Below are 23311 nucleotides of genomic sequence, written 5' to 3' on the forward strand. Positions count from 1 at the left end.
ACGTGGAAGGAGCTTTCCTTTTATATAACATAAAAGCACACTGAGTCCAATAAACTATCGAACTCAGTGTGCTTTTCGTCTAAAAAATTATTGTTTTCTTCTTCTACCTAATACGAATAATACTCCGCCAACTAAGAATGAAATTCCCGCACCAACTGACATCATCCATGAATGTGCTGCCCCTGTTTTCGGTAATTCTTTTTCTACTTTTACTTGCGGTTCTTTAATTAACTTTTCCAGTCTTACTTCCGGTTTCTCCGGTTTCACTTCTGGTTTCTTCAGATCTTTCGGTTCCTCCGGTTTCACTTCTGGTTCCTTCGGCTCTTTCGGTTCCTCCGGTTTCACTTCTGGTTCCTTCGGCTCTTTCGGTTCCTCCGGTTTCACTTCTGGTTCCTTCGGTTCTTTCGGCTCTTCTGGCTTCACTTCTGGTTCCTTCGGTTCTTTCGGTTCTTTCGGCTCTTCCGGCTTCACTTCTGGTTCCTTCGGTTCTTTCGGCTCTTCCGGTTTCACTTCTGGTTCCTTCGGCTCTTTCGGATCCTCTGGTTTCACTTCTGGTTCTTTTGGTTCCTTCGGCTCTTCTGGTATCTTAAGATCTTCTTTTGTTTTCGGTAAAATTGTAACTGTAGGCTCAAGTGGTGGATTTATTTTATCGTCCACTACCGCTCTATTTGTTATCCCTTTACTTGGTGCTGCTTTTACCTTCACTTTAAAAATAATACTACGTTCTTTCGTATCTGTAATTTCTAGATACTTTGCTATTACTTTTCCAAACTCCATTTTTAACTCTATTGGATTTGGTTCAGCCCCTTCAAATCTAATGCTATCTTGCACGTACTCTAAACCGGCTGGAATTTCATCTTCTACCTTTACCTCTGCTAGTTTGCCGTTTTCTACCGTATTTTTGAAACTAATTCGGTATTCTACTTCTTCTCCTAGCTTCGGTTCTTTATTATTTACTGTCTTCGTCGCTTTTAACTTACCATCTTTATATTCTGGCTTTATTGTCGCTGTCGGTTCCATAACTGGATGATCTGGATCATCTACATGAATGATCGCTTTATTTGTTATTTCCTCTCCAACTTTTACTGATTCTTTTACCTTTACTTTAAAGATGATACTTCTTTCTTTCGTATCCATAATTTCTGGATACTTCACTGTTACTTTTCCATTCTCGACTTTAAGTTCTGTTGGCACAGGCTTATCACCTACGGCCTCCAGACTTTCTTTCACATACTCTAAACCAGACGGAATTTCATCTTCAATCTTTACATCAACTAACTTCCCGCCATCTACTGTGCCGTTAAAAGTAATTCGATATTCGATTTCTTCCCCTAGCTTTGGTTCATGGTTACTTACTTCTTTCCTTGCCTCTAGTTTCCCATCTTTATATTGAGGTGTAATTGGTATAAGTGACTCAACTGGTGGATTTGTCGGATTATTATCATCCACAACCGCCTTGTTTATAATTTCTTTTCCTACTTGTACCGTTTCTTGTACTTTCACTTTAAAGATGATACTTCTTTTTTTCGTATCCGTAATTTCTGGATACTTTGCTGTTACTTTTCCATTCTCAACTTTAAGTTCTACTGGATTTGGTTCCGGCCCATCAGACTTTATACTATCCTGTACGTATTCTAAACCAGCTGGAATTTCGTCCTCTACTTTTACCTCAGTTAGTTTGCCGTTTTCTACTGTATTTTCAAAACTAATTCGATATTCTACTTCTTCTCCTAACTTCGGTTCATGGTTACTCACTGTCTTTTCAGCTTGTAATACACCCTCTTTATGTTGAGGTTGTATCGCGACATTCGGTTTCTCTGGTGGATTTATAGTATCTTCCACAACCGCCGTATTCACAATCGCTTCTCCAATTTTAGCTTTTTCTTTCACTTTTGCTTTAAAGACGATACTTCTTTCTTTCGTATCCGTAATTTCTGGATATTCTGCGAGTACTATGCCGTTTTTCACTTTTACATGCAACGGTTTTGGATTATCCCCCTCAGCTCTTTCGCTACCTTCTACAAACTCTAAACTGTTTGGTAATTCATCCTTAATTTTCACCTTCGCTAATTTTCCGTGCTCAACTACGTTACGGAACGTAATTCGATACTCTACTTCTTCTCCTAATTTTGGAGCTGGGTTATTTACTGTTTTCTCAGCTTTTATTTTTCCATTCTTATACTCCGGTGTAATAATCGCTTCTGGTTTTTGCGGAGGATTCTTCGGATTATCATCATCCACAATTGCCGTATTCACGATTTTCTTCCCGACTTTTACTGCTTCTGTTACTTTTACCTTAAAGATAATGCTACGCTCAGCTGTATCAGTAATATTTTCATACTTCGCTGTAATTTTTCCAGCTTCTTCTTTTAACTCTACCGGATTTGGTTCATTACCTTCTGCTTTTAAACTATCCTTCACATACTCTAATCCATTTGGTAGTTGATCCTCAATTTTCACTTCTGCTAGTTTTCCGTTTTCTACCGTATTTTTAAAACTAATTCGGTACTCTACTTCTTCTCCTAGCTTTGGATCTTTTTTACTTACCTTTTTATTAGCTTTAAATTTACCATCTTTATGCTGCGGTGTAATATCTACTTCTGGTCGCTCTGGTGGATTTTTTGTATCATCAACAATTGCTTTATTTACAATTGCCTTGTCCACTTCAACGGAATCTTTCACCTTCACTTTAAAGATAATGCTTCTTTCTTTCATGTCAGTGATATTTTCATACTTCGCACTAACCTTACCAGCTTCTTCTTTCAACTCTACTGGGGCCGGCTTATCACCTTCTGCTTTTAGACTATCTTTCACATACTCTAAACCAAACGGAATTTCATCCTCAATTTTAACCTCTGCCAGTTTTCCATCTTTCACCGTATTATTAAATGAAATTCGATATTCGATTTCTTCACCTAGCTTCGGTTTATGATTATTCACCTTTTTATGAGCAGCAATTTTACCATCTTTATATTGTGGTGTAATTTTTGCTGTCGGATCAATTACTGGATGGTTCGGATCATCAACATGGATAATCGCTTTATTTGTAATGTCCTTCCCTATTGTAACCGAATCTTTTACCTTCACTTTAAAGACAATACTTCTTTCTTGCGTATCCATAATCTCTGAATACTTTGCCATTACCTTACCATTTTCTACTTTCAACTCCACTGGTTTTGGCTCTTCACCTTCAGCTTTTTCGCTTCCTTCTACAAACTCTAATCCAGCTGGAATTTTATCTTCTATTTTTACCTCTGCTAGTTTTCCATCTTTCACCGTGTTATTAAAAATAATTCGATATTCGATTTCCTCACCTAACTTCGGTTCATGGTTACTTACTTCTTTTCTTGCCTCAATTTTCCCATCTTTATATTGTGGTGTAATCGGTACATAAGGCTCTTCTGGCAGATTCTTTGTATCATCTACAATTGCCTCATTTACGATTTCTTCTCCCACTTTTACGCTTTCTTTTACCTTCGCTTTAAAGACAATGCTTCTTTCCTCTGTATCTGTAATTTCTGGATACTTTGCCATTACCTTATTATTTTTCACATGTAGCTCTACTGGTTTCGGTTTAGAACCTTCTGCCGTGATACTGCCTTCCACATACTCTAAACCATTTGGTAATGCATCCTTTATATTTACCTCTGCTAGTTTTCCGTTTTCTACCGTGTTTTTAAAACTAATTCGGTATTCTACTTCTTCTCCTAGTTTCGGTTTATGATTATTCGCCACTTTCTGCGCAGCAATTTTACCATCTTTATATTGCGGAGTAATTTCCACATGAGGCTCTTCGGGCTCATTTTTTGTATCTACTACGATTGCTTTATTAACAATCTCCTTGCCTACTTCTGCCTCTTCTTTTACTCTCACTTTAAAGATAATACTTCTTTCTTTTGTATCCGTAATTTCTAGATACTTTGCCATTACCTTGCCGTTTTCAAATTTCAATTCTACCGGACTTGGTTTAGAACCTTCTGCTTGTAAACTGTTCTCCACGTACTCTAATCCAGCTGGAATTTCATCTTCTACTGTAACCTCTACTAGTTTTCCGTTTTCTACCGTGTTTTTAAAACTAATTCGGTATTCTACTTCTTCTCCTAATTTCGGTTTTTTATTGTTTACAAATTTCTCTGCTTTAAGCTTACCGTCTTTATATTCTGGCGTAATTGTTACTTCTGAAGTTGTTGGATCTTTTGTATCATCAACAACCACTTTATTGACAAGGCCTTCACCAACTTTAAATTCTTCTTTTACTTTCGCTTTAAAGACGATACTTCTTTCTTCTGTATCCGTAATCTCTGGATATTTGGCGATTACTTTTCCATCTTTCACTTTCAGTTCTACTGGATCCGGCTTAGTACCTTCCGCTCGTAAACTATCTTTCACATACTCTAATCCATTTGGTAAATTGTCTTCTATTTTTACCTCTGCTAGCTTTCCGTTTTCTACCGTGTTTTTAAAACTAATTCGGTATTCTACTTCTTCTCCTAACTTCGGCGTTTCATTATTTACCGTCTTCTTCGCTTCCACTTTTCCGTCTTTATGCTGCGGAGTAATTTCTGCCGTCGGTGTTTCTGGTTCATTTTTCGTATCATCAACAATTGCTTTGTTAACGATTTTTTTACCGACTTTCACTTCTTCCTTTACTTTCACTTTAAAAGTGATACTTCTTTCTTCTGTGTCCGTAATCTCTGGATACTTCGCCATTACCTTACCATTTTCCATTTTCAATTCTACTGGATCCGGCTTAGTACCTTCTGCTTTCACACTGTTTTCTACATACTCTAAACCTTCTGGTAAAGTATCTTCTATTTTCACCTCTGCTAGTTTTCCGTCTTCTACCGTGTTTTTAAAACTAATTCGGTATTCTACTTCTTCTCCTAACTTCGGCGTTTCATTATTTACCGTCTTCTTCGCTTTCACTTTTCCGTCTTTATGTTGCGGAATAATTTCTGCTGTCGGTGTTTCTGGCGGATGTTTCGTATCGCTCACAATCGCTTCATTAACAATTGAATCGCTCACTTTACCTTTTACTTTCACTTTAAAGGTAATACTTCTCTCTTTTGTATCTGTAATCTCAGGATACTTTGCCATTACCTTACCGTTTTCAAATTTTAATTCCACTGGATCTGGCTTAGAACCTTCTACTTTTAAACTATCTTTCACATACTCTAATCCATTTGGTAAATCATCTTCTATTTTTACCTCTGTTAGCTTTCCATGTTCTACCGTATTTTTAAAGCTAATTCGGTATTCCACTTCTTCTCCTAACTTCGGCGTTTCATTATTTACTATCTTTTTTGCTTCAAGTTTTCCATCTTTATACTGAGGAGTAATTTCCGCTGTCGGATTAACTGGCTTATTTTGCGAATCATCAATAGTTGCTTTATTAATGATTTTTTTACCGACTTTTACTTCTTCTTTTACTTTCACTTTAAAAACGATACTTCTTTCTTCTGTATCCGTAATTTCTGGATATTTTGCCATTACTTTACCGTTTTCAAATTTCAGCTCTACTGAATCTATTCCGGCACCTTCTGCTTTCAAACTATTTTCTACATACTCTAAACCTTCTGGTAAAGTATCCTCTACTGTCACGTCTGTTAGCTTTCCGTTCTTTACCGTATTTTTCATACTAATTCGGTATTCTACTTCTTCTCCTAACTTCGGTGTTTCATTATTTACGATTTTCTTCGCTTTAATTTTTCCATCTTTGTGTAATGGTGTAATTTTCGCTTCTGGTTCTTTCGGATCTTTCATATCATCAACAATTGCCTTATTGATGATTTCCTTCCCCACTTCCGCTTCTTCCTTCACCTTTACCTTAAAGACAATACTTCTTTCTTTCATATCCGTAATATTGTCGTATTCAGCAATAACTTTTCCATCTTTCACACTTAACTTTAATGGAGCTGGTTTATCACCTTCAGCCTTTTCGCTGCCTTTTACATACTCTAAACCGTTAGGAATTGTATCCTCTATTATTACCTTTTCTAGTTTTCCGTTTTCTACCGTGTTCTTAAAGCTAATTCGGTATTCTACTTCTTCTCCTAGTTTTGGTGATGGATTATCTACTGTCTTCTTCGAATCAATTATTCCATCCTTATGTTGCGGAGTAATTCTTTCCTCCGGTTCAATCGGTGGATTTTTCGTATCATCAACAATTGCTTTATTGACAATCTCTTTATCTACTTTTACTTCTTCCTTCACCTTTACTTTAAAGACGATACTTCTTTCTTTCATATCCATAATATCGATATACTTAGCTTTGACTATCCCATTTTCAACAGCTAATTCTACTGGTTCAGGTGCTTCTCCTTCGGCCTTGATGCTATTTTCTACATATTCAAGACCTTTTGGAATTGTATCTTCCACTCGCACCTCTTCAAGTTTTCCGTTCTCAACCGTATTATGAAAACTAATGCGGTACTCGATTTCTTCGCCTAACTTTGGCTTCTTATTATTAACTACCTTTGTAGCAGCAATTTCACCTTTTTTACTTTGCGGTGTAATAACAACCTTTGATTCAACAGGCTCATTTTTCGGATCTTTTGCAATTGCTTTATTTACGATTGCCTCCCCTACTTTTACCGAATCTTTTACTTTCACTTTAAAAACAATACTTCTTTTTTCTGTATCCGTAATTTCTGGATACTTGGCCATTACTTTGCCATCTTCCACTTTTAGTTCTACTGGCTCTGGTTTTATACCTTCAGCTTTCAAACTATCTTTCACGTATTCAACACCTTTAGGTAGTGTATCTTCTACTAGCACCTTTTCTAGTTTTCCGTTTTCTACCGTATTATAAAATGTAATTCGGTATTCCACTTCTTCTCCTAGTTTTGGTGTTTGATTCGTTACGCTTTTTTCTACATCCACTTTACCGTATTTATAATCCGGCGTAATCTTTTCCTCTGGATGCTCAGTTTGTCCATTTGGCTCACTCACAACCGCTTTATTAACAATCGTTTCTCCCGCTTTTGCCTCTTCTTTTACTTTCACTTTAAAGGCAATGCTTCGCTCTTTTGTATCCGTAATCTCTGGATATTTTGCGATTATCTTACCATTTTCTACTTTTAACTCTACTGGATTTGGTGCAGCACCTTCAGCTCTCACACTGCCTTGAACAAATTCTAAGTTAGCTGGAATTTCATCTTCTATTGTAACTGCATCTAGTTTTCCGTTTTCCACCGTATTTTTGAAGCTAATTTGATATTCAACTTCTTCTCCTAGCCTCGGCTTCTTATTTGTTGCTTTTTTCTTTGCAGCAATTTTACCGGCCTTATGCTGTGGTGTAATCTTCTCTTCTAGATTCTTTGGTGGATTTGTTTTATCTCTAACGGTTGCTTTATTAACAATTTCTTCACCAATTTTTGCAGTTTCTTTTACTTTTGTTTTAAAGACGATACTTCTTTCTTCCATATCCATAATTTCTGGATACTTTGCAATTACTTTTCCATTTTCAAACTTCAGCTCTACTGGCTCTGGTTTTGCACCTTCTGCTTTCAAACTATCTTTCACGTATTCAAGACTACTTGGTAATTCATCTTCAATGGTCAATACATCTAGACGTCCATCTTTTGTCTTATTTTTAAATGTAATACGATACTCTACCTCTTCACCTAACTTCGGTGTTTTATTAGAAGCTATTTTTCTCGCCTCTATTTCCCCTGGAACTTCTTTTGGGGTAGTAACCGTAACATTTGCATCGTCCTCAGTTTCATACTTTATCTCGGCACTATCTTGTCCCTTTACAACAACGACATTTTTTACTGTTGTATCTGATTGTACAGAATCTTTCACTTTTACTTTGAATGTAATAACGGTACTTTCACCAGGCTTTAAAACACCACCGTTTTTAGCATCTGCACCCTCACCAACACGGAAATCAATTTGATTATTTACAAACTCTGCTTCATCATCGCTTGCATTATCTGTTTTATTTCCTTTATTACTTCCAGAAACATATTGTATAGACCCTGGAACATACTCTAAACGATCATCTAATTTATCAAAACCTTTTACATTTGATACCGGCGCTTGGTTATTTTTCGTATCATTTTTCACTTCAATTTGATACGTAAACTCTTCACCAACTTTAACGTCCTTAATTTCTTTTCCGGCACTATCTAATGCCTTTTTATCAACTTGTAAGTTTGGAGCATTATGTTCTGTAACGAATGTAGCGTTATTTAATACGTAAATATCACCGCCACCACCATATGCTCTAAAACGCATTTTTGCTTCTTTTAAATCATTTTTCACTTGAGTGGGTCCTTCAAGGTGATACGTATGAATATCTGTACTGAAAGAATTTGTCCAATCTGGATTATATCCTGGGTATTTTTTCGTAACAAATTCGTTAGTACCATCTACTTGTACTTCTGTCATAGATGAGTCATTAACATCATTATCTTTACCTTTAATATTTTTAAACTTTTGATACCCTAACCCAAAATCATACTCTCCATAATCATAGGCATATCCATCATTATCAGCTGGATCACCTTGCGATGAAAAATAACTAAATTTCGCCTTAAAAGCACCTTCTTTTGGTGTGTTTATTTTATTAACATTAATATCTGTCCAGGCTGTACTTTTTTGAGAGACTAGCCCTTCCCAAATCTTCATGTCTTTTACTGTTTCTTTATAGTTTTCATAAACTAAGATAAGATTCCAGTTACCCCAGTAATAGCCACTGCCTTTTTCAAATTTAATTTGTGGCACATTTGCAACTGTCACCGTTTGAGAAATACCTTGCTGTGCAATTACATTTGTTACATCTGCATACGCTACGTATCCTGCACCACTGCCATAGTGATTTGCAATATACGGTAAAGAATCCGCTTTTCGTATACTATCAGCACTTACTTCAGCGTATTGCTTATTTCCCATCTTCATTTTAACGGGTTGTCTTACATCTTCATCGCTAACTCTATAATCTGTCCTTGCATCACTCGGAGTCCCCATAGCAGCTGTCCAAAACAAATACGCCTTTTTCACTTTACTTCCAGCAGGAATGTTAGGAAATGCACCTGTTGACGAATTAAATGTAGTATCATCATTATCAACATCTACAGCTTTTTTATTGGTTTTGCCACCAACACTTTGCCTAGTATAATGATTATCTGTTAAACCAAGCGTCACATTACCAGTCTGTACTAAATTACCAGGAGCAATTGTAGAATACAACGGGTCTCCAAATCCTTGTTTATCTCCTGTTTGGATTTGAACCTTCGAAGCATTTTCTGATGCAGCTTGTACTTCTGCATCACTCTGCTTTACTGCTAAAGGTGATTGCTTTTTCTCTTTTTCTAGTTGCTTCTCAGCCTCAGGTTGTTTTATCTTCTCTATTTCTGTTTTTTGTGCAGATGTATTTTTATCTTCTACAGATACTTTTAATTTTCCATCCACTTCTTTAGTTTTTGAATCAGTTGTTGATCCGATAGCTTTCTTACTACTGTCAGCCTCATCATCGGTATTAGCTTCTAACTTCTCTTCAGAAGGAAGCCCTTCAACATCTACAGACATGTTTCCTATTTGTAGTTGATCCTTTTGCACACTAATTTTTTGCTTATACTCTTTATTAAAATGTTGCGCACGACGAGCTTTTATTAATACAGTCATTTTTTCATGTGATTTTAAATCTTGAATTTTAAGATTAGAAGAAAGAACCTTTCCTCCATTATCTTTTTCCTCTACATAGAAATCCGCTACCTTATTTTCAAGTAACTTCTCTCCGTTTACTTTCACAGATTGCGAAAGAAACTCAATTCCATTGTCATTATTTTGTTTAATTACTAATTCTCGGATTGGTGTATCTCCCGTATTTTCAATCTTATATTGAAATACGTGCTCCCTCTCCGCTACTTCTCCCTTATACATTTCAGCATTCACTTGATCTGCCTTAATTTTCACATCATTTCCTTGTAACTCATCCCAGCTTTTTTTATTTATCTCTGTAGCAAAAGCACTGGGCGAAGGCAATATGATGGATAGAAGAAGTGTGATCATTGTTACGACATTAAAACACTTCAATACTTGCTTCATATTTTCTACCTTTCTCCTTTCTATATACTTGCTATCCGCCTACTTCATTTCAGTAACCCTTTCATTTAGTAGCCGAATACATAGCAATATATATCCACTCGCAACAATCCGACCTACGAAAATGTATCGTTGAAATCCCAATGTCAACAATATAAATCTCATAGAATATTACTATTTTAATTTATCAAAAATAGCATATATACCGGACACTTATACAAACCTTTACCATACTTTTAATATAGTAAAAACACCGTGCTGTATAGGTTTATATAACAGTTAAAGGATACTTAAAAATTTTAACATACTCCTCATCCTATTTATACATACAATAGAAAATTTACCATTTTTTAGTTATTTTCAGTTTGTTTTTTATGATTAAAATTTTCTAAAAATAACAACCGTTACATGTAAAAATATGTTATATTAAAACAAGAACAAATGTTCTTTTTTTTAAAAAAAAGGAGGAATTTTTTATGCTACACGAACCTATTATCGTAAAAAAAGAAGCTTTCCACGCAATCGGCGTTTCGGTTACGACGACTAATGAAAAAGAGGCATCTACTGAAGGAAACATTCCACAACTTTGGAACCGATACTTTCAAGAACAAATGATGCATCACATCCCAAATCAACAAACGAAAGAAACATTCGCTTTCTACTCAAACTACGAATCAGATGAAACCGGTACATATCAATTTACAATCGGTATGCCTGTTTCTTCATTAGAAGACGTTCCTGAAAATATGACAACTTTAACAATACCTGCCGCTACATATGCGGTATTTACAACAAGAAAAGGACCAGTTGCTGAAGTCGTTTGTGAAGCTTGGGAATATATTTGGAAATGGTCGAAAGAAAATAAACGTGCCTTCACAACAGACTTTGAGCTTTACGATGAAAGAGCGTTAGATCCAAACAACGTTCAATTGGATATTTATATTGCGTTAGCCTAAAAAAAGATGCCCATTCGGCATCTTTTTTTGTCGTTAAATAGCTACTGGGCAAATTCATTATTATTGTCTACAATGAGAAAGTGCAGTATAGAAATATTAGAAACTGTATAAAACGATTGTTAATAAGTTTTTTAGTTTAAATTCGTCACATAGAAAGGAAGCAATATGGAGGAACTACAACAAAATAAAACTGCTTTAGAAGGAAGCGGAAAACCGTTATTAAAAAATACGAATTTCCTTTTTCTTTGGGCAGCTACTCTTTTTTCAAGCTTTGCTTTAGCCTTTTTTACTTTTTCACAAACGTGGTACATAGCAAAAACATTAAACCTTGAAGCTTCACTCGGTGTTGTTTTCGTAGCCCTTAGTGTTCCAAGGCTTATTTTTATGATTGTCGGCGGCGCTGTAGCTGATAAATTCCCGAAAAAAAACATTATGTTTTACTCCAATATCATTCGAGCGATTCTTGTCGCAACCATTCTCACATGGTTCATTGTCGGTGATGTAACACTATATACATTTGCTTTATTCGCTTTATTCTTTGGACTTGCTGATGCTTTCTTCTGGTCAGCGGATGGATCTATCTTACCGGAATTGGTAGAAAAAAGCCGGTTAACACAAGCAAATTCACTTACACAAATGACGAACCAAGCATCGGTCATCTTAGGCCCTGTACTTGGTGGTATTCTCATTAAATTTACGAACTATGAGACAATCTTTTCCATTACGATTTTATTACTGATTGTCGCTGCCATACTCGTTCAAAAAATACAATTTACGATGCCAGAACAAAAAGATACAGATAAAGGTATGTTCACTTCCATTAAAGAAGGAATCTTATATGTAAAGGAATCGCCATTCCTTTCAACTTTCCTTATTTGTAGCGCTTTTTTAAACTTATTTTTAATCGGCCCGATGCAAGTTGGTTTCCCGCTTTTTGTTAAAAACGTTCTGCATGGTGATTCGCTCCATTTTAGTTACTTAGAAGCATCTGTAGGTGGCGGAATGGCAATCGGTGCTGTCATTGTCGGTTTAAAAAATATTAATCGTAGACGCGGTCTATTTTGTATTATCATGATGCTATTGTCTGGTATATTCTTCTTAGCTATCAACTTTAGTACCGTACTTTGGCAAGCACTATTAGCCGGCATGTTTTATGGTATTACAATCGCAATGGCGATTGTACCGCTTATGGCAATGATTCAATCGACAGTAAAAGAAGAAATGATGGGACGCGTAATGAGTTTACTTATGCTATCATCAATGGGCTTTATCCCGCTCTCTTATGCATTCACATCACTTGCACTTGCAATGGGAATTCCAATCGTAACCGTTATGAAAAGTGGTGCAATAGCTGTTATCGTCTTCGTACTATTTGTAGCGATTCGTGTTCCAGTTGTAAGGAAGTTCGATTAGCCACTTAGAGTCATGTATTATACGCATGGCTCTTTTTTGAATGGATCAAATAGTGATATTCCCTTACTTCTCCTTAATGCTGCTCCCCATTCTAATCCAACCTCTAAAAATAAATCTCGCACTGTACTGTATAAAAGTGCCCCAATGTCTTTACGAATTTCCCCATATTTATATGCTCTTACAACACTTTTCACGCGCCAAATTAAATTTCCATACACTTCTTCGTCAGCTAATATTTGCTCCAGTAAAACACCTTGTTCTAGTAACCCACTCTTTTTATACGCAAGCTCGACCTTACTCCAAAATATATTAATTTTCTTCGGATTACTCGTCATCGGCACCAGTGCGTATATAAAAGGCTTCGGTATATCATGACGGCAATACGTCTCATCAAGCTCATACGTTCCTTTTCTTTTCTCTTTTATTTGTGAAATGTTTTTAGAAAGAATTGTTTCCCCAGCAATTTTTTGCTCATTTTTACTACAGCCAGTTGCATTATCCTCAGTTTTACAAGCGGACATTTTCATACGGTCATCCATGCGGTCAATCGCAGATGTAAGAAATACATATAAGTTCGCACTATACCCGCCGCGTTTATGCCTTTCTTTTGTTGCAACACGCTTTATAATTCCTAGTTCCTCTAACTTTGCAATTGAACGGCGTACTGTACGAATACTCTTTCCAACATTCGTCGCAATCGTCCCCATTAATGGACAAGCGACTCCTACTGTTTTTTGTTTCTCATTCACCGCATATTTTCCTAAAAAATGAATAATGATAGAATCAGTTTTATTCAATTGAAATCGGTAGCACTTCAAAACTTGTTTTTGATATGTATTAAACTCTTCTTTACTTCGAAATTCACTATATGGTTTCATTAAATTATATAAGCTTCCCATTTATATCACCTCATTTATAAGTAAGAGGCAGGAAGCGAAATTGGCGTGATAGTTAATATTTTTTAATGGAGATGAAAATATGATCGTAATTAGCGCTTGTTTAGGTGGGATTGCTTGCCGTTATGACGGGAATGACAATCTCGTTTCAAAAATAGAGGAGCTTCTGCAAAAAGAAGATACAGTCCTCATTTGCCCTGAAGTATTAGGAGGACTACCAACACCTCGTCCTTCCGCTGAAATTATTGGCGGGAATGGCGACGACGTTTTAGACGGAAAAGCGAAAGTGATAACAAAAAATGGTGAAGATGTCACAGCAGCTTTCGTAAATGGTGCTTATAAAGCATTAGAACAAATTAAAGATTTACACCCAGAATATATTATTTTAAAAGAACGCAGCCCATCTTGTGGTAGTTCTACGATTTACACTGGAGAATTTAACGGTAATAAGCAAACTGGTTTCGGAGTGACAACTGCTTTATTTAAAAGACACGGATTTAAAGTCATTTCAGAAGAAGAATTTGAAAACAAAAAAAGGAATTGACCCTGTTCGTCAATTCCTTTTTATCTGTCTTATTTCACACTTAGTTTTTCTTTCACTTTCGCTGGAAGCTCGTCTTTTTTCACTTCTTCCCAAGCTGTTACACCTTTTTTATCTGAGTGGTATACGCGTAGGAATGCTTCTTTACGAAGATTTTTTTGAGCTATGAATTCTAATTCTTTCTCTTTACCGTCTTTATCAAAGCCAGTCAGCTTATATTCATAATCTTTAAATTTCTGCCCATTACTAGCTTTACTATCAAATTCTTTTCCATCTACTGTAATTTGAACATAATACTCATCTTTACCCATACGGTTTAAATCACAACCAACTAACAAACTTGCAAATACAACTAAAATACTAAATAGTGCAATGTATCTTTTCATTTCCTTCACCTCATATGTTTTTTCTTATATTCTTATCTTAAAGCCCGGAGCTTAAAGAAGAAATTCAAAAACATGACATGAACATTACACTTTTGTAAGATAATAATTATTTCTTCACTTTAGAAATTGTCATTCCATTAAGCTTCTGTATAACGTTTTTGTTTCTCACGCTCATCAGCTACACTACCGCCAATAACGTCTTTCACGCCAATTTCGCCACTTATCACGTAATTTCCTTATACCGTTTATTACGCCTTCTATTATGCCCTCAATTATAATCTCTATTACAAGATATCTCACTAAACTAATAATAGGTTTAATTACGTATCTCCCTATAAATTCAAGAATATCCTCCATCATATTTTCCTCCTTCTTTTAAAAGGAAGCTGCTACTCCTCCGCGTCCAGTTACAATTTCTGCCCTACTGCGGTATATATCAACAAAGATAATACGACAACAACATCCACGATAACGCTATTGAATTTGGAAGAAACTTCGGTAAATACTAATACTATAGTTAACATGGCTAAGAGAATTATTTTTTCACCTATATTCGGAGATGCTCCCAAAAACTTTATAAAATCAAAGACAACTTTACTACAATTCTTCCCGTAACTAATTTATTATCGTGGTAAACCGTCTTCCACTACATCCGTAACAGTTCCATTCGGTTCAAAGATTACACGTAATGATCCTTCTCCACCATAACCAGTATAGTCATATACTGAATAAGATTTATATTTCTCAATCACATGTGGCTGTCCAATTGCAGCTTTTACCTGATTCGCGGGCATACCTTTTTTGATTTTCAAATAATGATTGTAACTTACTGCTGCCGAATTGTTATTTACATCTTTATACCACGGTACACGATCGTTTTTTTCTTCATATTCCTTTACAGGCTCTTCACTACGTTTCGTAAATACCTGATTCTCTTTATCTGTATCTTTATCTTCATCCTTTATAGCAGTACGTTCAATGTTTACAACATAACCATATGTATTTAATTCAACCATAATTTCATATGTACCATCCGTATCTTTTTCAGTATAAAATACGCGTTTTTCATGGTTATTATAATGTTTTATGTTCTCACCACCATAGTCAATCGTATTAAGAATATCCGTATACGTCATCCCTTCCTCAATCTTTTGAGATTCATCATGAGAAATATAACGCTTTTGTGATGATGGTGCATCCTCATTTTTAATACTTTCACGTTTGCTCGTAGTCATAGGTGTTTTCTTCTGATCTTTTAGTACTTCACCTTCCGCCTTCGCTGGTTGCTTTGCTCCTGCTTTTGTTAATACGTCTGTATCGCTAGAACAAGCTCCCAAAATCGATACTGTAGTCAACGCCATCCCTACTATAAGTACTCTCTTAAATGACTTCACTCTAATCCCCCCGGTGTTTTTTATATCTAATAATCAACGTATTTTAATTAATACGGAACTATTCAGTTCTATACAATTTGCTATAGCCTTCTCGCTCATGCACCTTTTTTGTATAAAGTGAAACTTTAATCAGCCCTCGCCAATCATCTTCGTTACAAATATTAACATTAAATATAACTAATAAATAGTATATTTTTGCTAATCATTTACATTTTTTCTACATAATCTTATCTTAAAATGAACAATATGAATCTCGAATTCACAGCATTAATCATATATACCATATATAATAACATTTAAATTAAGATCTAAAGTAACTTTACATACATTTCCTGTTTTAACGCAAAAAGAAAAGACCTTTCTAACGATTTTATTCTATCGCTAAAAAGGTCTTTTCTTTTTTGGCTAAAAACTTAGCACTCTTCTGGCTTACCAGCATTCGATGCTGTACGGAAAGATGATCCACATCCGCATGATGCGATTGCGTTTGGATTGTCGATTGTGAATCCGCCGCCAAGCATAGATTGTTTATAGTCAATTTTTACTCCTTTAACAATTGGAGCACTTTCTGTATCGATAACAAATTCAACACCGAAAAACTCAAGCACTGTGTCGTCTTCTTTTGGTTCTACTTCAAATCCTAAGCCGTAAGAAAGACCGCTACATCCGCCGCCGTGTACAGCAAGGCGCACATACTTCTCTCCATCTTCAGCATCTTTTAACATATCTTTAATTTGAAAAGCTGCTTGTTCTGTTACTTCAATCATGAAATACACCTTCCTTTCTGTTCTTAGTCCATTATACATCTTTACGCTTCTATCTTGTACTCATACACTCCGCGGCAAATTACTTCCGCAGGTCCTTTCATCAACACGTTTCCTTCTTCAGTCCACGCAATCATTAAATCGCCGCCAGCTAAATGGACTGTAATTTCCTTACCACGTTCCATCTTTCCATTTAAAATAGCAGCTACAACTGCAGCGCACGCTCCTGTTCCGCAAGCTTGCGTTACACCAGATCCACGTTCCCAAACGCGGAAGTTCATCTCGTCATTATTCAAAATTTCGATAAACTCAACATTTACTCGCTCTGGGAACATTTCATGTGTCTCGAGAACTGGTCCAAGTGTTGTAAGAGGTGCTTTTTCTACATCATCAACAAAAATAACCGCATGCGGATTTCCCATTGAAACAGCTGTAAATGCATAACGATGATTATTGTATAAGAAGTTTTCACGAATAAATGGTGTTTCACCTTCACCAAGCATCGGTATTTCTGCACGTGTTAGACGAGGTGCTCCCATATCGATTTTTGCTAATGTCACGACACCATCTTCTACTGTTACTTCAGCCGTTACAATACCAGCTAACGTTTCAATTGTGAAAACTGTTTCTTCTACTAGTTTATGCTCATACGCATATTTCGCTACGCAGCGTAAACCGTTACCACAGCTCTTTCCTTCAGAACCATCATTATTAAACATACGCATCTTCACCGGAGCTACGTCTGAAGGGCAAATTAAAATCATCCCGTCTGCTCCAATACCAGTATTAATATTTGAAACCTTTTCGGCCACAAGGGCTAAATCTTCTTCAGGAATTTGCTCTTCAAACATATTTACATATATATAACTATTGCCAAGACCATGCATTTTTGTAAAAGAAAATTGGCTCATTTATATTCACTCCAAAAATAATTTGTTAGGTTAAGTATAAAATGCATGCTTTTAGAACACAATATGAATGTCCCCCGTTTCTCATATTTGACAACGTTTGGCGATGAGCCACTCTTACACAATTTGTGTAAGAAAAAAGCCCTTCTAAAAAGGGCCTTTTTTTATTTATCCTACTATTTTCGATTGGGGAAGACTAATACTCAGTATTAGTCTTCCCCACGAAATAAAGTTTTATCTAATGAAAAAGGTGCTACTAATTCGCAACACCTTAAAACATTGGATTTTCATCCAAATACTCATATACATTATTAACAAGCTCTTCTACTGTTGCACCTTGTACAACTTCACCATTTACAAGTGCAAATGGTCCTTCAAAACAAATGCCACAATATCCTAAACAACCATACTCCATTACATCTAAATTCGGATCTTTTTCTAATTTTTCTAGAGCTGCTTGTGAACCACTTGCAAGGTTACCTACACAAAATTCAATTAATGGTTTAATCAAAATTCTCCCCCCTGTACTACAAAACAAATTACCTTTTCACTTTATCTATAAGAAGAAAACTAAGCTGTTTCTTGTTGTTTTCGTTACACAGTCTAAACTATTTAGTTACTTCATTACTTCACTTCAAAGTAGATGATTTCTTCTATATAACATGCTACTTACAATGAAAGAGTAACTTAAAAAGAAAAACAGTTTACTTTTCTTCTTATTGTACAACAGAGTATTCATTCATGCATTGTTATTTGTTCACAAATTCGATATAATTTGATTGAGTAAAGTCAAAATATTTTATTAATATAAAATTTTATGATTAGGGGATATTTCAACAGAAAAGGGGTAATCCATCATGAAACACCTCGTAATACTAGGTGGGGGCTACGGTGGAATGAGAATTCTGCAAAGGCTACTTCCAAGCAACCAACTTCCGGATGATGTACAAGTGACATTAATCGACAAAGTACCATATCATTGCTTCAAAACTGAATATTATGCATTAGTTGCGGGTACTATTTCAGAAACGCATATTCGTATACCGTTTCCTGAACACCCACGCCTCAATATTCAATACGGCACAGTAACAAATATTGACCTCGAAGAAAAAGCTGTTCATCTTGATGGCGGCGAAGCGATCCAATATGATGATTTAATTATCGGACTTGGCTGTGAAGATAAATATCATAACGTTCCTGGAGCTAGAGAATATACACATAGTCTACAATCAATTGAACAAACACGTAAGACATATGAACAATTAAATAGTCTAGAACCAAATGCAACAGTAGCTGTCGTTGGTGCTGGCTTAAGTGGCGTTGAAGTAGCAAGTGAACTTCGTGAAAGCCGTTCTGATTTAAAAATCTATTTATTTGATCGAAAAGATAGAATTTTATTCCCATATCCAGAGAAATTAAGTAGATACGTAGAAGAATGGTTTGTAAAGCATAAAGTTAACATCATACGAAACTCTAACATTACAAAAGTAGAACCAAATATTGTGTACAACCACGATGAACCACTTGAATGTGATGCAATCGTTTGGACAGCTGGTATTCAAGCCAATGAAGTTGTTCGAAACCTTCCAGTTGAACAAGATGGTAGCGGACGGGTTGTCTTAACTAAATATCATAATATTCCAAATAACGATCATGTTTACGTTGTAGGAGATTGCGCAGCACTTCCACATGCACCATCTGCCCAACTGGCTGAAGGTCAAGGAGAACAAATTGTCCAAATATTATTAAAACGTTGGAATAATGAACCACTCCCGGATGAACTACCTGTTATTAAATTAAAAGGTGTTCTAGGATCTCTTGGTAAGAAGCACGGCTTTGGTTTACTAGCAAACCAACCATTAATGGGACGTGTACCGAGATTATTAAAATCTGGTCTTCTTTGGATGTACAAATATCATAAAGGTTAATACCTTACAGGCTGTCTACTATGTAGGCAGCCTCTTTGCATCAGTTTTTAAAAATTATCAGACACATCTTTCTCAATATTTATAATGATTTATTTTTCATTTTTATATTAAAAAATATTGATAAACATTGTATGCTATTTGTAAGTTGTTTTATTCTTTCCTTTAAGACCGAATTCATTCGGTCTTATTTTTTATGTGATAAATAAGACCGAATTCATTCGGTCTTATTTTTTATGTGATAAATACTTTTGTAGGAGGCATTACATTCCACTTATGAACTTATCGAAACTAAACAATCGAATAGAAGCGAAAAAGAAAGAGTTAATCTATCTCGTTGAACGATACGGATTCACTCATGATAAAGTGATTTCTTTCAGCCAAGAATTAGATCGTTTACTTAACTTATTAATAAAACTCAAGACGAAGAAAAAACGTTGTTCGTTATAACCATTTTCCCCTCTTTTTTTGATACGATATAACTAGAATCAGAAAGGAGCGATTTATGTTTATATTAAAAGACGTTATATATAAAGATATACTACACATTCCTTATTTACAGATTCAAAAAGAAAAGATTACTTGTATTATCGGTGAAAGCGGAAGCGGAAAAAGCACATTACTTCGCATGTTAAACGATTTACAATCCCCAACATCCGGTACAATTGAATATAACGGAAAATTAATTTCTGATTATTACCCTATTCAATTACGTCGTGACGTAGTTATGCTTGGGCAAACTCCACCTATTTTTGATGGAACCGTTAAAGACAACCTATTAATGGGACTTCGTCTTTCTGAAAAACCATTTCCAAATGATGATGCCCTGCGGAGTGCATTACAAACCGTTAGCTTAGACAAGCAATTAGAAGATAGCACCTCCTCATTATCCGGCGGTGAAAAACAAAGACTTGCCTTTGCACGTATCGTACTTATGGATCCGCCTGTCTATTTATTAGATGAACCCACTTCAGCATTAGACAGTGATACAGAACGCCGCGTTATGAAACAATTTACTGAACTAGCACGAAAAAAGAAAAAAACAGTTATCTTCATCACACACTCGCAACAACTTCCAGAAGAAATTGCAGATGATATTATTGAAATTAGCAAAACAAAGGGTGCAACTAGAAAGGAAGTGCTCTCAGTTGAAGGGCGTTATTGAACTCCAAATTTGGCAACTTGCAGCTGCCTATATTTTCATTCTTATTTTAATTGGACTTGTAAAATTAAAAGGAATACCTCGCGAAAAACAAATCGCGCTCGCAACATTCCGTATGACCATTCAGCTCGTACTTGTTGCATATGTCCTTACATACGTATTTGAAAACAGTAATCCATTTTATACAATCGCTCTCATCACTTCTATTACTACCTTTGCAATTTTTAATATTTATAAACGAGTTAACATCCCAATGTCTAAAGAATTAAAACGAGTAGCCGCCCTTTCCATGGTCGCCGGATCAATTGGGCCACTTCTACTATTTATCTTTGTTATTATCGGTCATGACCCTTGGTATGCTCCGCAATATATCGTCCCTATTACAGGAATGTTAGTTGGGAATGCCATGACTGGTGTTTCTCTTGGTGCAAATACGTTCTTAAATAATATGAAATCGCAAAGAGGTCAAATTGAAGGTGCACTTATGCTCGGCGCAACACCGAAAGAAGCTGCTGCTCCGCTCATTCGAGACGCTTTTGACTCTGCTATTTTACCAACAATTAATTCTATGGTCGGAATGGGAATTATAAGCTTACCAGGCATGATGACTGGTCAAATATTATCCGGTGTATCACCATTCACAGCCATTCAATATCAAATCGCCATCATACTCGGTATTTCTGGAAGTACTGCCTTTGCTGTCATTATCTTTTTACAGCTTGGATATAAAACGTTCTTTAATAAGCGATGTCAATTGAAAGAGGTTGACTATGATGCGAGGTAAATGATGCATCGTTCTCGGTGAGTGAAATTATATTAACGATTTTTTCAATATATCTATCATAACTTGCAATATATCAACGATTTTTCAAATATATCTATCATAACTCAGAATATATCAACGATTTTGTACGAAATATCGATTTACCGACAAAAAGTGACATAATAAAAAGAGGAGGCTATTCGCCTCCTCTTCTATTTACTTACGCCTTCTTAACGAACTGTGATTTTAACTTCATAGCTCCGAAACCGTCGATTTTGCAATCGATATCGTGATCGCCATCAACTAGACGGATACTCTTTACTTTCGTACCGATCTTCACAACTGAAGAAGTTCCTTTTACTTTTAAATCTTTAATAACAGTAACAGCATCGCCATCTTGAAGAACGTTTCCGTTCGCATCTTTTACAACTTTTGCACCATCATTATTTTCAGCTTCTGCTTCTTGGCCCCACTCATGAGCACATTCTGGACATACGAAAAGAACGCCATCCTCATACGTATATTCTGAATTACATTTTGGACAATTTGGTAAAGTAGCCATAAATTCATTTCCTCCGTTCATTATTTATACGTAAAAATCAAAATTGATGTTTACATCTCGATAAATAAAATTTGTATAGCATTTCTTTATAGTGCCATAGTCTCACGTTATTGACAACCCTACCTCAAATTCTCATTTTTTATTGTATTTTACAAAATTTCAATTTGTATGCCGTTTTTCTATTTGCTCTTCTACTAATTTTAAAAATCTTCGTTGTGCATTTTTATTTTTTACGAGCAATCGAACTCTTAGCTTACTTTGTAAATATGAGCGAACTTTGTAGTTCGTAATAAATAACTTTCGATACTTCTCGTCTTCATATGTCATTCGAAACCATTCATACTGCCGCAAGTAACGTATGTAACATCAATCTTTTTCGTGTGTAAACCCGTACTTAAACTAATAGATCCTATTAGAGCTTCTATTCATGCTGAAATCATTTCTCTCCCCCTAATAAACAAAAGAAGAACCTTCACAAGATTCTTCTTTTCAAAATGAATGAGTTCCCTCTAGAACCCCCAATTATTTTCTTCAATGTAAATTTGATATTCTTCTACTTCTTCTTCACTTAACTTCTTATTATCTTCATATATCTCTTGCCACTCGAAATAATCTTCATCGAAATAAACAGCAAATTTAATTTTCACGTTTTTCTTCTCTGTATAATCATAACCAGTAAACTCTACTACGTCATAATCTTTTTCTTTCTTCACAAACTTCCAAGTTGGATTATCAGTCATAATCTCTAACGTAACCCCTTCACCACTTGAACGAACAACGTTTTTAATATTCGGTTCAGTTGGTAAAAAGGACAGCCCGAACGCAGCTAACCCAAACACAATCCCGACTATAACTTGTAAACCAATCATACCAGCAATACTCACGCCACCCTTTGATTGTAAGAAATACGCCTTCTCATGATCAGACGCATCTTCTCCCTTACGAAAAACACGAACAGCATGCTTGTAATATAAACGGTTTCCTTGCCATCCAGTAAATATCATCATTCCTAATTGAAGAGCTAAATTAAATGTTACATAAATCCCACCTGGAATATCTATAAAAGGGGGTATAACTATACTAGGTATAGCCAATAACGCAAATATAATAAATAACTTATACATTTTTCGATAAGCTAACCAAAAAGTTGGGAAGAAAAAGGCTACCCAATTCCATGTATTCCCTTGCGCTGGATTTTCTACTTTCCCCCACTTAAAGTCATAATAAGCTGTATTCTTTTGAACAACTTTATGTAATTCTTGTGGAGAAATCGTTTCTTGTAAAACAGTGTCCTTCACGTACATCATCCTTTTCTTATTTCTATATACATTTATTGTATATGCACAAAATGAAGGAATCTAACAAAAAGTACACATATTTCATAAAAATGAACGGAAATCGAATATATTCCGACAATTATCCGTTTCTTATTTCATTTTACTTTTAAATATATTAAAATAATCATGTATCATATCTTTAATACACTAAGTTAATTATTTTATATATTCACTAAAAAGGATGCATCAAAATCATTTTTATACATCTTTTTTAGTGAATATATACTACATTTCCTCCCTCTTAATCACATTGA

Annotated in this window: 16 protein-coding genes and 2 pseudogenes; 7 read left to right on the forward strand and 11 right to left on the reverse strand. The window is 35.5% G+C overall.

Annotation, left to right across the window (positions count from 1 at the left end; all coding sequences use genetic code 11):
• Positions 1 to 87 precede the first annotated feature (87 nt).
• On the reverse strand, positions 88 to 10053 hold the full coding sequence (locus N2V80_RS24600; protein ID WP_340980790.1) for an isopeptide-forming domain-containing fimbrial protein: 9966 nt from the start codon (positions 10051 to 10053) through the stop codon (positions 88 to 90).
• A 473-nt stretch (positions 10054 to 10526) separates the two neighbouring features.
• Between N2V80_RS24600 and N2V80_RS24605 the strand changes: the two genes are divergently transcribed.
• Positions 10527 to 11006 carry a GyrI-like domain-containing protein gene (locus N2V80_RS24605; RefSeq protein ID WP_000902159.1) on the forward strand — a complete coding sequence of 160 codons (480 nt, stop codon included), beginning with the start codon at positions 10527 to 10529 and terminating at the stop codon, positions 11004 to 11006.
• Positions 11007 to 11171: 165 nt separating this feature from the next.
• Entirely contained in the window at positions 11172 to 12419 is a 1248-nt protein-coding gene (locus N2V80_RS24610; protein WP_000391938.1) for an MFS transporter, read from the forward strand.
• Between the two features lie 17 nt (positions 12420 to 12436).
• Here N2V80_RS24610 and N2V80_RS24615 read toward each other — a convergent pair whose 3' ends face one another.
• Positions 12437 to 13318 (reverse strand): helix-turn-helix domain-containing protein, encoded by an 882-nt coding sequence (locus N2V80_RS24615; protein ID WP_000535260.1) that lies wholly within the window; start codon positions 13316 to 13318, stop codon positions 12437 to 12439.
• Between the two features lie 79 nt (positions 13319 to 13397).
• Between N2V80_RS24615 and N2V80_RS24620 the strand changes: the two genes are divergently transcribed.
• The gene (locus N2V80_RS24620; RefSeq protein WP_000635484.1) at positions 13398 to 13859 is read left to right on the forward strand and encodes a DUF523 domain-containing protein; all 462 of its coding nucleotides are present in this window, start codon (positions 13398 to 13400) and stop codon (positions 13857 to 13859) included.
• A 29-nt stretch (positions 13860 to 13888) separates the two neighbouring features.
• On the opposite strand, the gene N2V80_RS24625 is transcribed toward N2V80_RS24620, so the two are convergent.
• From N2V80_RS24625 to N2V80_RS24650, 6 genes and pseudogenes are all read right to left on the reverse strand, one after another.
• Entirely contained in the window at positions 13889 to 14242 is a 354-nt protein-coding gene (locus N2V80_RS24625; protein WP_000833145.1) for a YxeA family protein, read from the reverse strand.
• Between the two features lie 143 nt (positions 14243 to 14385).
• Positions 14386 to 14454: pseudogene (locus tag N2V80_RS24630) on the reverse strand (methyltransferase); the annotation flags it as partial.
• Between the two features lie 411 nt (positions 14455 to 14865).
• Entirely contained in the window at positions 14866 to 15636 is a 771-nt protein-coding gene (locus tag N2V80_RS24635; protein ID WP_000834603.1) for a hypothetical protein, read from the reverse strand.
• Positions 15637 to 16049: 413 nt separating this feature from the next.
• Positions 16050 to 16403, reverse strand: a complete 354-nt coding sequence (locus N2V80_RS24640; protein ID WP_000573825.1) for a HesB/IscA family protein — start codon at positions 16401 to 16403, stop codon at positions 16050 to 16052.
• Positions 16404 to 16444: 41 nt separating this feature from the next.
• Positions 16445 to 17311 carry a diaminopimelate epimerase gene (gene dapF, locus N2V80_RS24645; protein ID WP_000077397.1) on the reverse strand — a complete coding sequence of 289 codons (867 nt, stop codon included), beginning with the start codon at positions 17309 to 17311 and terminating at the stop codon, positions 16445 to 16447.
• 268 nt (positions 17312 to 17579) lie between these two features.
• Positions 17580 to 17819 carry a YuzB family protein gene (locus tag N2V80_RS24650; RefSeq protein WP_000595026.1) on the reverse strand — a complete coding sequence of 80 codons (240 nt, stop codon included), beginning with the start codon at positions 17817 to 17819 and terminating at the stop codon, positions 17580 to 17582.
• A 346-nt stretch (positions 17820 to 18165) separates the two neighbouring features.
• Between N2V80_RS24650 and N2V80_RS24655 the strand changes: the two genes are divergently transcribed.
• The 4 genes from N2V80_RS24655 (at position 18166) to N2V80_RS24670 (ending at position 21179) form a co-directional block, all read left to right on the forward strand.
• Positions 18166 to 19236: an NAD(P)/FAD-dependent oxidoreductase gene (locus N2V80_RS24655; protein ID WP_000682077.1), complete on the forward strand. Its 1071-nt coding sequence runs from the start codon at positions 18166 to 18168 to the stop codon at positions 19234 to 19236.
• 273 nt (positions 19237 to 19509) lie between these two features.
• Entirely contained in the window at positions 19510 to 19683 is a 174-nt protein-coding gene (locus N2V80_RS24660) for an aspartyl-phosphate phosphatase Spo0E family protein (protein WP_001054089.1), read from the forward strand.
• Between the two features lie 55 nt (positions 19684 to 19738).
• A complete protein-coding gene (locus tag N2V80_RS24665) occupies positions 19739 to 20398 on the forward strand; it encodes an ABC transporter ATP-binding protein (protein WP_000470265.1) in 660 nt (219 codons plus the stop codon).
• Positions 20382 to 21179, forward strand: a complete 798-nt coding sequence (locus N2V80_RS24670; RefSeq protein ID WP_000679260.1) for an ABC transporter permease — start codon at positions 20382 to 20384, stop codon at positions 21177 to 21179. Before N2V80_RS24665 ends, N2V80_RS24670 begins: the two co-directional genes overlap by 17 nt.
• Before the next feature lie 199 nt (positions 21180 to 21378).
• Here N2V80_RS24670 and phnA read toward each other — a convergent pair whose 3' ends face one another.
• From phnA to N2V80_RS24685, 3 genes and pseudogenes are all read right to left on the reverse strand, one after another.
• Complete coding sequence (gene phnA / locus N2V80_RS24675; RefSeq protein WP_000212737.1) at positions 21379 to 21720, reverse strand: alkylphosphonate utilization operon protein PhnA; 342 nt, start codon at positions 21718 to 21720, stop codon at positions 21379 to 21381.
• Between the two features lie 159 nt (positions 21721 to 21879).
• A pseudogene (locus N2V80_RS24680) lies at positions 21880 to 22145 on the reverse strand (hypothetical protein).
• 84 nt (positions 22146 to 22229) lie between these two features.
• The gene (locus tag N2V80_RS24685) at positions 22230 to 23027 is read right to left on the reverse strand and encodes a DUF2628 domain-containing protein (protein ID WP_154695870.1); all 798 of its coding nucleotides are present in this window, start codon (positions 23025 to 23027) and stop codon (positions 22230 to 22232) included.
• Positions 23028 to 23311 lie beyond the last annotated feature (284 nt).

The organism is Bacillus sp. FSL W8-0640 (assembly GCF_038007725.1).
Taxonomy (GTDB): Bacteria; Bacillota; Bacilli; order Bacillales; family Bacillaceae_G; genus Bacillus_A; species Bacillus_A cereus.